This window comes from Agarivorans albus (genome assembly GCF_019670105.1).
In the GTDB taxonomy this organism is placed as follows: Bacteria; Pseudomonadota; Gammaproteobacteria; order Enterobacterales; family Celerinatantimonadaceae; genus Agarivorans; species Agarivorans albus.
The window spans coordinates 1,067,910-1,082,522 of sequence record NZ_AP023032.1 but is presented as its reverse complement, the minus strand read 5'-3'; the positions used below and the strand labels follow the sequence as shown (position 1 = coordinate 1,082,522).

Annotated in this window: 17 protein-coding genes; 6 read left to right on the top strand and 11 right to left on the bottom strand. The window is 44.5% G+C overall.

Going from position 1 to position 14,613, the window contains the following annotated elements; all coding sequences use genetic code 11:
* Positions 1–21 precede the first annotated feature (21 nt).
* The 8 genes from nqrE to K5620_RS05005 form a co-directional block, all read right to left on the bottom strand.
* Complete coding sequence (gene nqrE / locus K5620_RS05040) at positions 22–630, bottom strand: NADH:ubiquinone reductase (Na(+)-transporting) subunit E (RefSeq protein ID WP_016400314.1); 609 nt, start codon at positions 628–630, stop codon at positions 22–24.
* A gap of 4 nt (positions 631–634) precedes the next feature.
* Complete coding sequence (locus tag K5620_RS05035) at positions 635–1,267, bottom strand: NADH:ubiquinone reductase (Na(+)-transporting) subunit D (protein WP_016400315.1); 633 nt, start codon at positions 1,265–1,267, stop codon at positions 635–637.
* Positions 1,260–2,045, bottom strand: coding sequence for a Na(+)-translocating NADH-quinone reductase subunit C (locus K5620_RS05030; protein WP_016400316.1), 786 nt, complete (start codon positions 2,043–2,045; stop codon positions 1,260–1,262). The genes K5620_RS05035 and K5620_RS05030 overlap by 8 nt, the downstream gene beginning before the upstream one ends.
* The gene (locus tag K5620_RS05025; RefSeq protein ID WP_016400317.1) at positions 2,035–3,252 is read right to left on the bottom strand and encodes an NADH:ubiquinone reductase (Na(+)-transporting) subunit B; all 1,218 of its coding nucleotides are present in this window, start codon (positions 3,250–3,252) and stop codon (positions 2,035–2,037) included. The genes K5620_RS05030 and K5620_RS05025 overlap by 11 nt, the downstream gene beginning before the upstream one ends.
* A 2-nt stretch (positions 3,253–3,254) precedes the next feature.
* A complete protein-coding gene (locus K5620_RS05020; RefSeq protein ID WP_040306818.1) occupies positions 3,255–4,595 on the bottom strand; it encodes a Na(+)-translocating NADH-quinone reductase subunit A in 1,341 nt (446 codons plus the stop codon).
* Between the two features lie 296 nt (positions 4,596–4,891).
* Positions 4,892–5,962, bottom strand: a complete 1,071-nt coding sequence (locus K5620_RS05015) for a TRAP transporter substrate-binding protein (RefSeq protein ID WP_016400319.1) — start codon at positions 5,960–5,962, stop codon at positions 4,892–4,894.
* Between the two features lie 31 nt (positions 5,963–5,993).
* Positions 5,994–6,299, bottom strand: a complete 306-nt coding sequence (locus tag K5620_RS05010; protein WP_016400320.1) for a BolA family protein — start codon at positions 6,297–6,299, stop codon at positions 5,994–5,996.
* Positions 6,300–6,317: 18 nt separating this feature from the next.
* The gene (locus tag K5620_RS05005; protein WP_016400321.1) at positions 6,318–6,992 is read right to left on the bottom strand and encodes an alpha-ketoglutarate-dependent dioxygenase AlkB family protein; all 675 of its coding nucleotides are present in this window, start codon (positions 6,990–6,992) and stop codon (positions 6,318–6,320) included.
* Positions 6,993–7,003: 11 nt separating this feature from the next.
* Between K5620_RS05005 and K5620_RS05000 the strand changes: the two genes are divergently transcribed.
* The 4 genes from K5620_RS05000 to K5620_RS04985 are packed head-to-tail and all read left to right on the top strand — an operon-like array spanning position 7,004 to position 10,711.
* Positions 7,004–8,146: a methyltransferase gene (locus K5620_RS05000; RefSeq protein WP_016400322.1), complete on the top strand. Its 1,143-nt coding sequence runs from the start codon at positions 7,004–7,006 to the stop codon at positions 8,144–8,146.
* Between the two features lie 22 nt (positions 8,147–8,168).
* Positions 8,169–8,750 carry a YajG family lipoprotein gene (locus K5620_RS04995; RefSeq protein ID WP_016400323.1) on the top strand — a complete coding sequence of 194 codons (582 nt, stop codon included), beginning with the start codon at positions 8,169–8,171 and terminating at the stop codon, positions 8,748–8,750.
* Entirely contained in the window at positions 8,747–9,325 is a 579-nt protein-coding gene (locus K5620_RS04990) for a peptidylprolyl isomerase (protein ID WP_016400324.1), read from the top strand. The genes K5620_RS04995 and K5620_RS04990 overlap by 4 nt, the downstream gene beginning before the upstream one ends.
* Positions 9,326–9,352: 27 nt before the next feature.
* The gene (locus K5620_RS04985; protein WP_016400325.1) at positions 9,353–10,711 is read left to right on the top strand and encodes an AmpG family muropeptide MFS transporter; all 1,359 of its coding nucleotides are present in this window, start codon (positions 9,353–9,355) and stop codon (positions 10,709–10,711) included.
* Here K5620_RS04985 and K5620_RS04980 read toward each other — a convergent pair.
* The 3 genes from K5620_RS04980 to K5620_RS04970 all read right to left on the bottom strand — a co-directional run bounded on the left by K5620_RS04980 (position 10,708) and on the right by K5620_RS04970 (position 12,970).
* The gene (locus tag K5620_RS04980; protein WP_016400326.1) at positions 10,708–11,958 is read right to left on the bottom strand and encodes an RNA polymerase sigma factor; all 1,251 of its coding nucleotides are present in this window, start codon (positions 11,956–11,958) and stop codon (positions 10,708–10,710) included. The two genes, K5620_RS04985 and K5620_RS04980, sit on opposite strands and share 4 nt — an antisense overlap.
* Entirely contained in the window at positions 11,955–12,296 is a 342-nt protein-coding gene (locus tag K5620_RS04975; RefSeq protein WP_016400327.1) for a YciI family protein, read from the bottom strand. The genes K5620_RS04980 and K5620_RS04975 overlap by 4 nt, the downstream gene beginning before the upstream one ends.
* A 191-nt stretch (positions 12,297–12,487) precedes the next feature.
* Positions 12,488–12,970 carry a YajQ family cyclic di-GMP-binding protein gene (locus tag K5620_RS04970; RefSeq protein ID WP_016400328.1) on the bottom strand — a complete coding sequence of 161 codons (483 nt, stop codon included), beginning with the start codon at positions 12,968–12,970 and terminating at the stop codon, positions 12,488–12,490.
* 121 nt (positions 12,971–13,091) lie between these two features.
* Here K5620_RS04970 and K5620_RS04965 point away from each other — a divergent pair, with 121 nt between their 5' ends.
* Complete coding sequence (locus K5620_RS04965; protein WP_016400330.1) at positions 13,092–14,015, top strand: ketopantoate reductase family protein; 924 nt, start codon at positions 13,092–13,094, stop codon at positions 14,013–14,015.
* Positions 14,008–14,568, top strand: a complete 561-nt coding sequence (locus K5620_RS04960) for a DJ-1 family glyoxalase III (protein WP_016400331.1) — start codon at positions 14,008–14,010, stop codon at positions 14,566–14,568. Before K5620_RS04965 ends, K5620_RS04960 begins: the two co-directional genes overlap by 8 nt.
* Positions 14,569–14,613: the final 45 nt, after the last annotated feature.

Below are 14,613 nucleotides of genomic sequence, written 5' to 3'. Positions count from 1 at the left end.
TCCTTGTAGTTATTGGCCGTCTTAAAGCTGAACGCCTGAGAACGACATAAACGCCATTGCCATTAAACCTACGGTGATAAAGGTAATACCTAAACCACGTAAACCGTCTGGCACGTCTGAATACTTCATCTTTTCTCGAATACCGGCTAGCGCCACAATGGCTAACATCCAACCGATACCACTACCTATTCCGTATACCAAAGATTCGCCTAGGTTGTACTCACGTTGCACCATGAACGATACACCACCGAAGATGGCACAGTTAACGGTAATCAACGGTAAGAAGATACCTAGAGCTTGGTACAAGGCCGGGAAGTACTTATCTAATACCATTTCTAGTATTTGTACTAAGGCGGCAATAACACCAATAAAGGTAATGAAGCCCAAAAAGCTTAAATCAGCATTTGGCAAGCCAGCCCAGCTTAGCGCGCCAGGAGCCAATAAGTTGAAGTAGATAAGCTGGTTTACTGGTACTGAGATACCCAATACCACGATAACCGCTACACCCAAGCCAAATGCAGTTTTAACTTTCTTAGAAACCGCTAGGAAGGTACACATACCTAGCAAGAAAGCTAAAGCCATATTTTCAATGAAAATAGAGCGAACTAACAAACTAATATAATGTTCCACTCGATTACTCCTTCGGCTCTACTTGCTCTGGGTATGCAGTACGCAAGGCCCAAATCAACAAACCAATAATGAAGAATGCCGAAGCAGGCAATAACAATAGACCGTTTGGTTGGTACCAACCGCCATTGTTGATCAAAGGCATAATTTCGATACCAAATAGCGAGCCCGAACCAAATAGTTCACGAACAGCACCTACTGACATCAAAATAGCACCATAGCCTAAGCCATTACCGATACCATCAAGGAATGATTTAAACGGTGGCTCCTTCATTGCGAAGGCTTCTGCACGGCCCATTACGATACAGTTGGTAATAATCAAACCAACAAATACCGAGAGCTGTTTAGAAATGTCATACACCACCGCCTTAAGCACTTGGTCTACCACAATTACTAATGAAGCAATAATCGCCATTTGAACAATGATTCGCACACTGCTAGGAATGTGATTACGAATCATAGAGATGAACAAGTTAGAGAATGCAGTAACAACAATTACGGCTAGGGTCATTACAAACGCAGTTTCTAACTTACTGGTTACCGCTAATGCAGAACAAACACCAAGCACCTGTAGTGCGATAGGGTTATTTGCAAAAACAGGCCCAAATAGAACCTTTTTGGTTTCCTTAGCATCAGCCATTGTTTAGGCCTCCCTGTTGCAACTTGGCAAGGAACTTACCAAAGCCTTTATCACTTAACCAAAATTTGAAGGTGGCATCGACACCGTTACTGGTAAGCGTTGCACCAGATAATCCGTCCACTTCGTAAAGCGAGTCGGCTGGAGCACTACCTTTAATCACAGAGATCGCAGTATCGCCATTTTCGTCAAACAGCTTTTTGCCGATGAACTTGTCTTGCCACAATGGATTAGCTACTTCACCACCTAAACCAGGAGTTTCCCCTTGGTCATAGTAAACAATCGCATCAACGGTATTGCCGTCTGGCTGAATAGCCAAGAACGCGTACATAGTTGACCAAAGACCACGACCATGTACTGGCAAAATAACCCGTTCAATTTCGCCTTGCTCATCTTTAACAAGATACACGCTAGCAAGGTTAGAACGACGAACGATACCGGCAATATCTTCTTCGCTAGATAAACGAATACTGGTTGCTGGATCTTTAGCTGATTTGCGCTGTTCAAAGGTAGCAGGGTCAATTTGATCTTGAGAAACAAACTCACCGGTTTCGATATCAATCACGCGTGGCTCAATCACCTGCGAGTAAACATCAGCTACCTTACGACCATCTAGGGCTACACCAGATACTGCCAAGATATTTTTCTGCTTATCTTCAACCGCATTCTGCTGCTGCATCCCTCGTAGACCAACTGCTGCAAGAGATACAACAATTGAACACACTAAACTTACGCCAACAACAACCTTAATGGTTTTGGCTAAGGAATCATTACTGGCCATCGCGAGCAAGCCTCCGTTTGATATTGGCTTGAACTACAAAGTAGTCAAAAATTGGAGCAAACAAATTAGCGAATAGAATTGCCAACATCATGCCTTCTGGGAATGCCGGGTTAACTACGCGAATTAACACCACCATCACACCAATTAAACCGCCGTACCACCATTTACCTTTGTTGGTAAATGAAGCAGACACAGGGTCGGTTGCCATAAAGAACATACCAAGAGCAAAACCACCCAATACTAAGTGCCAATGTGGAGGTAGCTGGAACATCATGTTGCTGTCAGAACCAATCATGTTCAATAGCAAGCTGCTAATCACCATACCCACTAATACACCGGCAACAATGCGCCATGATGCAATGCGAGTAAAGATCAGGAATAGGCCACCAAGAGCTAGCAAGAACGTAGAGGTTTCACCACTTGAACCTTGAATAAAGCCAAAGAATGCGTCGCTCCAAGAAATGCCTTGGTCAACTAAACCTTGCATACCCTCTGCAGCAACAACGCTTAGTGCAGTTGCGCCTGAGTAGCCATCTACTGCTGTCCATACCGCATCGCCAGAAATGGCTGTTGGGTAAGCAAAGAACAAGAAAGCACGGCCAGCTAAAGCAGGGTTTAGGAAGTTTTTTCCGGTGCCGCCAAATACTTCTTTGGCCACTACAACACCAAAGGTGATACCTAAAGCAACTTGCCATAGCGGCATGGTTGCAGGCAACGTAAGTGCAAATAAGATAGAAGTAACAAAGAAACCTTCGTTAACTTCATGGCCACGCACAGAAGCAAACAATACTTCCCAGAAGCCACCAACAACAAAAGCGGTTAGATAGATAGGCAAAAAGAAAATTGCCCCATATATCATCGCCGCAATCAAGCCTGCTTCGGCGCCCGTTGGAACCCCTAGCATGCTAATTAATGCACCATGCCAATCGTCAGGTACAGTACCTGCGCCAGCAATAATGGCTTCATTAGCTTGGATACCTGCGTTGTACATGCCAAAGAACATAGCCGGCATTAAGGCAACCCAAACAAAAATCATGATACGTTTTAAGTCAATCGCATCACGTACGTGAGTGTTCTTCTTGGTTACTAAGCCTGGCGAGTATAAAAACGTCGCGATAGCTTCGTATAAAGCGAACCACTTTTCATGCTTACCGCCAGGTAAGAATTGCGGTTCAATCTTTTCAATATAATCTTTAATACTGCTCATGCTTAACCTTCCTTCTCAATCTTGGTCAAACATTCACGTAGCACGCTACCGTACTCGTATTTGCCAGGACACACAAAGGTACACAGTGCTAAATCTTCTTCATCTAGCTCTAAACAACCTAATTGTTGAGCACTGTCGGTATCATTAGCCAACAAATCTCGAAGCAATAACGTAGGTAAAATATCTAGCGGCATAATGCGCTCGTACTGACCAATTGGCACCATCGCACGCGCACTACCACCGGTAGTTGTGGTGAATGGGAACAATTTGCTCTTATTAAGGCCAGAGATAAATATTCTCGCTAAAGAGAACTTACTGGTACCAGGCACAGCCCAGCCCATAAACTCTTTCTCGTAACCTTCTTCCAGCGCAACAACCTGCTGGTGATAACGACCAATATAAGCGTGAGGACCAGTAGCATGATTACCCATAAGCACTGAGCCAGAGATAACGCGGTGCTCGCCGTCAACCAATTCTCCATCGGTCAACTCAACAACGTTAGCGCCTAACTCAGTTCGCACTAAACGAGGTTCTTTAACCACTGGACCAGCTAAAGACACAACCCGTTGGTTGTAAACTTTACCGCTAGCAAATAGGTGACCAAATGCAATCACCTCTTGGTAAGAAAGCGTCCAAACTGTGCGCTGAGCACTAGCAGGCTTTAAGGTATGAATATGCGTTCCAGCTAAACCTGCTGGATGCGGGCCAGCAAATACGTGTTCTTCAACACGGGCTGCATCCGATTTAGGTAAGCTATCATTTGCTTTACAAACAAAAACTTCCCCAGCAGTTAAACGAGACAAAACACGTAAGCCTGTTAAATAAGCACTTTCGTTTTGGTCTATTACTACTTTGGGATCGGCAGCGAGAGGGTTAGTGTCGATGGCAGTAACAAAAATGGCAGAAGGCTCTGAGTCTACTGCTGGCACTTTGCTATAAGGACGAGTTCTTAAGCCAACCCATTGGCCTGACTTAACTAACTTGTCTACAATCGTAGCGCGATCTGCGCTGTCGATTTCTGCATCGCTTAGGGCACCAAAGTCGATGCTATCGCCGTCTTGTTTTTCAATAACAACAGACTGCAATACACGTTGGGCACCACGGTTAATTTCTTGAACAACGCCAGCACAAGGTGCAGTAAATACAACGCCGGGGTTCTTCTTATCTTCGAACAGCGTCTGACCTTGGCTTACCACGTCACCCACTCGAACCTTCATTGTAGGACGCATGCCTACATAATCTTCTCCGAGTACAGCAACTTTGGTAACAATAGACGCGTCTACTATTTGCTGTTTGGGACCGCCTTTTATAGGCAAATCCAGTCCTTTATTTATTGTAATCATACTCTCTTACACATGTGTTGGGTCGGAAGACGAGCGATGATTCCTGTGTAACTTTTGTACTCAAAATTGGGTAGTTCAGCTAACAAGTCTTAGACAATTAACTAACAAGACACAGAAATCGCGTGTATTCTAGCACCAATTAATCCTATTTCTCCAAAGAAAAAGGCCAAAAACCTAACCTATTCGACTTAAGTGTTAGCGGATTGTTAACAGACTTGTAAAACAAGTCATGCTTCCACCAAACAAAGCTCAAATTGCTGACATATCACCCTAATTATTTTGTGGTGATTTTTAGCTTATTCTAAGGTTGTTGGATCCAGCTTCACCTGATTGTACTTAAGTACGCCAAATTGAAACCGCTGATAACTACTGAGAACCTTTTCAAAGAACCGATCCTGCTGGGCTAACTCTTGGATCACTTCAACACTGAAACTTTTAAGCGAAGCAAGCACGTCATCGGGGTATGCCAATACCTCTACGCCATGCTCGTTGGCCAGCACATTGAGCGCTTCTATATTGTAGACCACATATTCGTTAAGGGTTTCTTGATTAACGACTTTGGTGGCATTTTCAACAATTCGTTGTAAATCAGCAGGCAAGGCGGCAAAAGCATCTTGGTTTATCACAAATTCTAAGGTGGTACTCGGCTCATGCCAGCCTGGGTAATAGTAGTAAGGTGCGACTTTATGAAAACCAAACGCAAGGTCGTTGTATGGTCCCACCCACTCAACAGCGTCTAACTCACCAGATTGCAAAGCAGTGTAAAGCTGCCCAGCAGGTAAATTTGTTGGCTGGCCGCCTGCTAATTCAAGTACTCGCCCACCTAGGCCGGGCAAACGCATTTTCAAATCTTTAAAGTCTGCAATAGTGGATATTTTTTTGTTATACCAGCCACCCATTTGCGCGTCGGTATTACCACCAGGAAAAGGAATTAAGTTATGAGGCGCATATAACTCACGCCATAGCTCTATGCCTCCTCCAAGGTATAACCAAGCATTCAGCTCTTTTGCTTGCATGCCAAAAGGCACCGAACTAAAAAATGCCGCCGCAGGAAACTGCTCTTGCCAATAGTACGCTGCACTATGGCCCATTTCAGCTTTTCCTTCCGACACTACGCTAAATACCTCTAAGGCGGGATAAAGCTCACCAGCGCCATATACATTAATTTGCATACGGCCATTGCTCATCGCGGCCACTTCTTCAGCAAAACGGTCCGGCGTTGAGCCTAAACCAGGTAGGTGCTTTGGCCAAGAAGTCACTAGGGTCCATGTGTGCTCAACTGGCTGAGATTCGCCTTGATTCGCCGAGCGATCAAAGCAAGCACTCAATAGCAACGTTAATAACGCCACCTTTATATATACCCGCATTAAACAATCCTTATTTGATGCAGTGTGTTAGCTATTGTCCACCACGGCACTGAGGTGAACTAGGTACTTGTTGTTGCTCAGCCCATTGCGCGGGCGTAAAAGTATGCATTGCTAAAGCATGAATTTCATTTTTAAGCTCTTCGGCAAGCAATTGATTTACCGCTCGATGGCGTTGCAATAAACGTTTACCTTCAAAGGCCTCACTCACAATTGTCACTTTAAAATGGCTCTCTGAGCCGGCAGGCACATTATGCATATTACTTTCATTCACCACTTCTAAATGCGTTGGAGCAAAATGTTGCTGCAATTTATTGGTGATTAGTGTTTCAACCCGCATAACTGTTCCCTGTATTGATTAGTCATCTGGCATTGTATAACGAAAAGTAAAATTGATCCTCGGCTGTTTTATCCGCAAAGCCTTAGGCAAGCTGTGTTGCCATTGGTCTTGGCATAATTTATTCATTACCAATAAATCGCCATGTTCCAATAAATACTCGTGTTTTTGATCTTTGGATTTATTACGAAATAAAAAACGACGCGCTTGCCCTAAACTCAAAGAAGCAATCACCGGTTGCTTACCCAATTGCTTTTCGTTGTCACTATGCCAGCTCATGTAATCATGACCATCTCGATAATAGTTTAGTAATACGCTGTTAAACTGCTGCCCGCACTTTTGCTGCACGGCAAACTTTAGTGGTAATAAAAAGCTAGGCCAAGACAAAGGCGTACGCCACTCGCCCGAATAACGATAAGCGGTATTCGCATCGCCTATCCACAAGGAAAGGCGTGGCTCCAAGCAAGTTTTGCCAAATATTTTGATGGTATGTTGCTGCCAAGGCAGCTTGGTAAGCGATTGTCGATAAAATGCCTCGGCAGACTCGGCTTTTAGCCATTGCTGATGATGAACAATGTTTTCTACTTGAGTATCTTCTGCTAGCACCACGTACGACAGCCTATTTCCATATGGGTGTTGCTTTAGTTTAGCCCTCAACTTAGATACACTGCTGCCACTAATCAAGGCCTGCAGCATACAAATCCAATATGAGTCATGAATTGCAAATTAACTCGCTCCATTTGAGCTTATCGCGCTACCCAAAACAGGCGACAAACGATTTACAAGCATGGAATGCTGCTGATGAACTAATGCTCAACTTTGCCTTTGAGCAAACCACCACAGCCAAACGCATACTCATTATGAACGATGAATTTGGTGCACTTGCCTGTGCTCTGCTGGCCTCCCCTGAGTTTGCCGATAGCCAAATACATTGGTTAAGCGACTCTTTTATTGCTCAGCAAGCCTTAGCTGAGAACTTAAAAGCAAATAACTTAACTATGGATGGGCGGCTCACTCTGCTCAGCAGCACCGATAGCCTTCCAGCCAGTGACATGGTGTTGATGCGTCAGCCCAAAAGCTTAAATTATTTGGAATACCAACTAATTGCACTGCAAGCGATATTGTCGGCTGATAGCCTTTTTGCCTGCGGCGTAATGCTAAAGAACTTACCTAAGTCAGTTTTCTCTTTATTTGAAAAACACCTTGGCGAGGTAAGCACTTCGCTGGCGAAGAAAAAAGCTCGCTTATTGTTTGGCCACTATCAAGGTATTAGCTCTACTAGCCCTTATCCCAAACAATGGAAAGTTGCAGAGCACCAATTCAAGCTAAACGACCACGCTAATGTATTTTGCTTCGGCAAGTTAGATATTGGCAGCCGCTTTATGTTAGACAATTTTCCACAGGGCGATTTTGAAGTTGTGGTTGATTTGGGTTGTGGCAATGGCTTACTGGGTTTGCAAGCTCTCAAACATTATCCCAAAGCTAAAGTCTCTTTTTGTGACGAATCGGCTATGGCCTTAGCCTCGGCAAAAAATAATGTAAGCTTAAACTTTCCAGAGCGATTAGCCGATTGTGAGTTTAACCACGACAACGCTTTGCAGCATCAAGCCGACAACAGTGCCGATCTCGTGTTATGTAATCCGCCTTTTCATCAACAAAACACCATTTCTACGCATATTGCCCAACAAATGTTTCGTGACGCTAAACGCTGCTTACGCAGTGGCGGCCAACTGATAGTGGTAGCTAACCGACACTTGGGCTATCACCCACTATTAAAATCTTACTTTGGCGGTTATAAGTTACTGGCGAGCAATAACAAATTTGTTATTCTGAGCAGCACTAAGCGTTAATCCACTCATTAAGGTGAACAACTTGAAAACTCAGTTTTTATTGCCCGCTTTGCTAATTAGCGGCGTATTAGGGCTTAGCGCCTGCAGCAGCCAACCGCAGCAAGTCGCATTAACCCCAAGCATTGAGGTTAATGATTCGGCTCAACACTCAATCATTGCTGCAATAAAATCTCAAGATTTACGCAGTAACCGATTTTTAATTAGCATTCACCAAGAAGGTGAAGAACAGGCCCAGCTGATTTCAAGCGGCAGCAATTTGCGTCAAAACATTGAGCAACAGCTCTCGAGTGCTTGGCAACAACAAGGCATTGGTTTTGTGCCAGACTCACCAAACCTAATTACCATTGATATTCTAGAATTGGCCAACAAAGTAGAAGAAAGCAGCGTTAAACATGCCGCCAGTTCTGTTATGCGTTTAAAGGTGACTATCGACACCCCTCACAAAACCTTAAGCAAACAATTTCGTTCCACCCACACTAATGAAGGTGCGTTTTCTGTCAACGTAAGCAAGCAAAGCGAAGCCATGAGCCAACAGCTTTCTGAACTACTGACACAAATCGCTAACGACCCGCAACTTATTGAAGTATTGGAGTATCAATTATGAACTTGGGCATTTTCCGTAACACCTTGGTAGCTTGTGTTTTCGCTACATTAAGCCTTGGTGCTAGTGCACAAACCTTAAAATTCATCACTAACCAAGGTGAATTTGAAATGGAACTGAATGCCGAAGCTGCGCCAAAAACTGTCGCTAACTTCCTTCGCTATGTAGAAGACGGCAGCTTTAAAGGTACGTTATTTCACCGCACCATTTCTAACTTTATGGTGCAAGGTGGCGGCTACTCAATTAACTACGAAAAAGTAGATACTTATCGCCCAGTTGAAAACGAGTCGAAAAACGGCTTGAGCAACAAGCGTGGCACCGTTGCGATGGCACGCACTAACGACCCACACAGTGCTACTCGTCAGTTTTTCATCAACGTTATCGATAATGCCTATTTAGACGGCAGCGCAAATAAATACGGCTACACGGTATTTGCAGAGATCACTTCAGGCATGGACGTAGTGGATAGAATTGTAAGCAAGCCAACTAAAACAGGTCCTATCCCTGGCATGCGCAATGTTCCTATGGAAAAAGTGATTATTGAAGATGTAGTCATTGTTGACGAAAGCCAACCGTAAACTCGCCACAACTTAACCGAGCTATAAATGAACTCATCGCTAAATTGGTCTCAGACCCTACGTTCTTATTTAGATAAACGATTGCTTTGGGTATTTATGCTCGGTTGTGCCAGCGGTTTTCCGTGGGTACTAATTGGTTCTAATATGTCGGGCTGGCTTACCGACGCTGGTTTGTCACGCTCAGCCATTGGCTTTTTTGGCTCGGTATTTACCGTGTATGCCATCAATTTTTTATGGGCTCCCTTAGTTGATAGGGTAAAACTTCCCGTTTTACATGCTTGGCTCGGCCAACGTAGAAGTTGGATATTTTTATGCCAAAGTATCGTGTTGCTGTGTACCTTTGGCATTGCCCAGTTTGACCCAGCCAACAGCTTAGTCTTTACCTCGCTGCTGGCCTTGTGCATCGCCACTGCCTCTTCCACCCAAGATATTGCCATTGATGCTTACCGTATCGATACCTTTGCAAATAGCGATTCACATCGCTTACCGCAAGCCTCGGCCATGGCCGTAATCGGTTGGTGGACGGGCTATTCTCTGCCGGGGTATTTGGCATTTATTAACGCCGACAGCATTGGTTGGAATGGTGTCTATTTAGGCATGTGTTTCATTGTTGCGCTATTGATGCTCTTTACCGTGTTAGTGAAAGAACCTATTAGCAACCGTGAAGCATTGCAACAACAAGCCGAAGCGCGCCATGCTCAATACCTTGGCACTAAATCACCTTTGGTAGCTTGGTTAACGGTAACGGTTGCCGAACCGTTTTTAGATTTTTTCCGCCGCAACGGGGTGCGCGTAGCCATAACCTTGTTGCTGTTTGTGTTTCTATTCAAAATTGGCGAAGCATTCTTAGGCCGCATGTCAATTACCTTCTACCGCGAAGTAGGCTTTAGTAACGAGCAAATTGGCCATTACTCTAAACTTATTGGTTGGGGTGCAACGGTTTTATTCACCATTGTTGGCAGTGCCTTTAATGTACGCTTTGGCATTATTAAAGGGCTTATATTAGGTGGTATTGCTATGGCTAGCAGTAACTTAATGTTTGCCTGGATTGCCGCGACCGGCCCAGATGAACAACTATTTTTAGCTACCATTATTGTCGATAACTTTACCAGTGCCTTTGCCACAGTAGCCTTTGTTTCGTTTTTAACGGTGCTTACTGGCCAAGCGTTCTCGGCAACTCAATACGCCTTGCTTGCCAGTTTGGGCAACTTAGGCCGAACCACGCTCGCCTCTTTCAGCGGTAGCTTGGCAGATTATTTAGAATCTTGGCCGCTATTTTTCATCTTAACCGCGGTGATGGTTGTACCAAGTTTAATCATGTTACTCAGCTTGAAAGGCTACTTTACCAAGATATTGGCGCATAACGAATCCAGCAAACAAACTTAAGCGCTATCTTCAGGCGCAACTAAGCGCCAGCGCTTACTTAATAAACGCCTAATCGTAGCGCTAGGGGCCTGCTCTAGTGCTAGCTGGGCATTTTGCTCTGCCAGTTTCTGTTCTCCACTGCGAAATTGTAAGTCTGCCAATACTGCATACCAATGATAGGAGCGACTCAGCCAACTAGGAACTTGAGAACTCTCCAGCTCTGCCAAGCCAACCTTTGCCCCTTGCCATTGCGCTAGCGCTACTGCTCGATTGAGAATATGAAAGGGTGAAGGCGCCAGCTTTTCTAGCAACAGATAGGCCTCCACTATCTTATGCCAACGAGTCTGCTCAAAAGAAGAAGCCAAGCAGTGTTCTGCCGCTATGCCCGCCTCAATATGATAGCGAGACAATTGTTCACCTTGTGCCGAACGCTGCAAACAACGTAAGCCCATAGCAATTTGCGCCTGATTCCAGCTACTACGATCTTGTTCTTGCAACAACAGTAGCTCACCCGCTTGTTGTCGCGCGGGCAACCTAGCTGTATTTAGGTACATAAGCGCTAACAAAGCATAACTTTCGGGCCGATTGCCCAAGGCATGTTGGCTTAGTAACCTAGTTAAACGAATTGCCTCTTCACATAAATCTTGGCGAATAGATAAATCTTCGTGAGAAGATAAATAGCCTTCGGTAAAAAGCAAATACAATACCCGATTCACTGCGGGCAAACGCCGTTGCATGTCTTGCTCGTTTAAACTGTCTAGCTGCAACGGCTGCTGTTGTAGGTATTTTCTAGCACGACTAAAGCGCTTATAAGCATTGGCTTCACTAATAAATAGACGCAATGCGGTTTCTTTAATGCTAAACCCCACCAAACTTTTTAGAGTGAAAACCAGTTGCGACTCCACCGCTAAAGCCTCATCACTAGCAACAAACAACATTCGTAATAAAGCATCACTTAATTCTCCACTAAGTGGCGGCTCTACCAGTACCTCAGTTTGTGGCTCTTCAGTTTGAGCTAGCGAATTAGAATGGCTTTGCTGTTGGCGAAACTGCGACAAAAGGTAACGCAGTGCCACTTGATAGAGCCAAGCAGAGGGTTTGTCTGGCACCGCCTGTTTCAACCAAGTATCAAGCGCTTGAGCCATCGCCCACTGCACCGCATCTTCTGCTTGCTCAAAATGCTCAAAGCCAAAACGGCGAACTAATAAGGCCACGAGTTGGCCATACTCGTGGCGAAATAGGTGCTCTATTTGTCCGTGTGAACTCAAGGTTTGCTTATTTCTCGAAGCTCAATATTGGTTCCCATGTTTTCGACCATAGGGCTCGCTTTAATCACCTCAATAGCTTCTGACAAATCACTGGCAGTAAGCAACATATAGCCACCAACAATTTCTTTAACTTCGATGAAGGGGCCATCTTTTACTTCATCACGATTAACCACCGCCCCTTCACTGCCTAGCTTACCGCCCATATCCACAATGTTGTCGGCAAACTTAGTTTGCCAAGCGTTAAATTTGGCATACATCACTTCCATGTCACTGGCAGATAATTGTTCGCAGCCGCCCGAGTCACTGCGAAGTAAACACATATATTGTTTATTGCTCATTATTTCACTCCATTAAAATTGCTATCTAATCAGTGAAGCATATTTCACCGACATAGTAATGACGTTTAACAAATATAAACTTGGACACTTGGTGGGAAAGTTTTATTAAAAAGTTTATGAGATAAGCACCAGACACAAAAAAACCGCCAGATGACGGTTTATGCAGTTCAACAAACCTTGGCTATACAGCCTTAGTCGCGAAAGTTATTAAACTGAAACGGCTGGTCGTATTCACCACTGCGTACCAAAGCCATCGCTGCTTGCAGGTCATCGCGTTTCTTGCCGGTAACACGTACTTGTTCACCTTGAATAGAGGCCTGAACTTTTAGCTTGGCATCTTTGATCTGCTTAACCACTTTTTTAGCGGTGGCTTGATCAATCCCGTTTTTAAAGTTAACCACTTGAGAGTGTGTTTTGCCGCTACGGGTGACTGAGGCTAAATCAATCGACTTAGCATCAACCGAGCGCTTGACTAAAGTGCCACGCAAAATATGCAGCATTTGCTGTAACTGAAACTCAGCCTCGGCAGTCATCTTAATTGACTCATCTTTGTATTCGAAGCTGGCTTCTACACCACGAAAATCAAAACGCGTTTCCAGTTCACGTATCGCGTTATCACAAGCATGGCGAACTTCGTTAGCATCTATCTCAGAAACAATGTCAAATGAAGGCATGTTTTCTCTCCCCTAAAATCTGGCCTTATGCGAAAATTGCTGCATTATATCCCGTTACCACTAAAAGAGTATCGCTTGCGGTAACGCTAGCGCCAATTTTGTTAGATTAGTGAGTCTATTTATGACTGTTTCTGCAGAACCCTATTACGACTTTGCCATTATTGGCGCGGGCGCCGTAGGTGGCTTACTGGCCAGCTTGTTGAGCCATCAACAACAAAAAGTGTGTTTTGTTGACTCACGCTTAACGCATAATCAAGACCTAACACTACAACTCGATAGCCTTGAATATGGCATCATCACAAACAACTTAAAGGTATTTCGCAGCTTGCCCAATTGCCGTTGGTTATTGCTATGTGTAAAAGCCCATCAAGTAAAACAAGCGTTGTTTGCGTTTAAGCTAGCCGACAATTGCAAGCTAATGCTCGTGGTGAACGGGATGGGCGCCGACCATGAGATCATAGATAAACTAGCCCCCCAGCAATTGTATTTAGCCAGTAATACTCATGGCGCGCTTATTGAAGAAAAAACCGATTCTCAACTACAACTAAAACACACTGGCTTGGGTCAGCTGGTTGTTGGGCCTTACCTAAAAAACACCACAAAACCGCAAGATTTGATGACACTTGAGCAAGCATTGCCAAGCGCAAGTTGGCAAGACAATATTTACCCCGCTCTGTGGCGAAAACTGGCAATCAATTGCTGCATTAACCCTCTCACTGCATTGCACCAATGCCGAAACGGCGAACTGCTAGATACACGTTTTGCCAAAGATATTGCCGCACTTTGCGACGAAGTTAGCCAAGTAGCCGCTGCTGAACAGCTTGATTTAAGTGCCGATGACCTACACGAAATGGTGTTGCAGATAGCGAAAGCAACTGCCAATAACTTTTCCTCTATGCAGCAAGACATACACCACAAACGCCTTAGTGAAATAGGCTACATTAATGGTTATATAGTTAAGCAGGCTGCGAAACATCAATTGGCTTGTCCACATAATCAATACATGCTGCAACAGATCCAGCGATTGGAGAAACACAATGACTAAAGTGATGGTAGCTATAGCCTCTGGCAGTGAAGAGATTGAAGCCGTAAGCATTATCGATGTATTACGCCGAGCCGAGATTATGGTAGACGTAGTGAGTATAGAAGCCAACAAACGCTTAGATATTGTTGCCTCTCGCGGCGTAAAGCTGATGGCCGATATACACATTAGTGAAATAGACGCAGCAGACTACGACATGTTGGTATTACCCGGTGGTGTTCCCGGTAGTGAGGCTTTCCGAGACTGTGAATCACTCATTGCCATGCTTAAGCAACGCAAAGCGAAGCAATGGTTAGCCGCAATTTGCGCAGCTCCTGCTGTAGTACTAGCAGAGCATAATTTACTGGGTGATGCTGCGGTAACTTGTCACCCAGGCTTTCAACAGCAGCTACCGCAAAACCAATTAAGTGTAGATAGAGTAGTGGTTGATCAACCCCATAAGCTCATCACTAGCCAAGGCCCCGGCACAGCCATTGAATTCAGCCTAGCCTTAATTGCTCAACTAAAAGATCAAGATAGCGCCGACCAAGTTGCGGCTCCTATGGTGCTTGCTTAAATCCAAACTTAAGGAAAAAAGCCATGCATAACATGGCTTTTATTA

Coding starts and splice junctions, on each gene's coding strand:
- K5620_RS04985 (WP_016400325.1), top strand. CDS start 9,353: ATGAACTCATCGCTAAATTGGTCTCAGACCCTACGTTCTTATTTAGAT.
- K5620_RS04975 (WP_016400327.1), bottom strand. CDS start 12,296: ATGAGCAATAAACAATATATGTGTTTACTTCGCAGTGACTCGGGCGGC.
- K5620_RS04960 (WP_016400331.1), top strand. CDS start 14,008: ATGACTAAAGTGATGGTAGCTATAGCCTCTGGCAGTGAAGAGATTGAA.
- K5620_RS04965 (WP_016400330.1), top strand. CDS start 13,092: ATGACTGTTTCTGCAGAACCCTATTACGACTTTGCCATTATTGGCGCG.
- K5620_RS05010 (WP_016400320.1), bottom strand. CDS start 6,299: ATGCGGGTTGAAACACTAATCACCAATAAATTGCAGCAACATTTTGCT.
- K5620_RS05035 (WP_016400315.1), bottom strand. CDS start 1,267: ATGGCTGATGCTAAGGAAACCAAAAAGGTTCTATTTGGGCCTGTTTTT.
- K5620_RS05025 (WP_016400317.1), bottom strand. CDS start 3,252: ATGAGCAGTATTAAAGATTATATTGAAAAGATTGAACCGCAATTCTTA.
- K5620_RS05020 (WP_040306818.1), bottom strand. CDS start 4,595: ATGATTACAATAAATAAAGGACTGGATTTGCCTATAAAAGGCGGTCCC.
- K5620_RS04990 (WP_016400324.1), top strand. CDS start 8,747: ATGAACTTGGGCATTTTCCGTAACACCTTGGTAGCTTGTGTTTTCGCT.
- K5620_RS05015 (WP_016400319.1), bottom strand. CDS start 5,962: ATGCGGGTATATATAAAGGTGGCGTTATTAACGTTGCTATTGAGTGCT.
- K5620_RS05000 (WP_016400322.1), top strand. CDS start 7,004: ATGAGTCATGAATTGCAAATTAACTCGCTCCATTTGAGCTTATCGCGC.
- K5620_RS05005 (WP_016400321.1), bottom strand. CDS start 6,992: ATGCTGCAGGCCTTGATTAGTGGCAGCAGTGTATCTAAGTTGAGGGCT.
- K5620_RS04970 (WP_016400328.1), bottom strand. CDS start 12,970: ATGCCTTCATTTGACATTGTTTCTGAGATAGATGCTAACGAAGTTCGC.
- K5620_RS05030 (WP_016400316.1), bottom strand. CDS start 2,045: ATGGCCAGTAATGATTCCTTAGCCAAAACCATTAAGGTTGTTGTTGGC.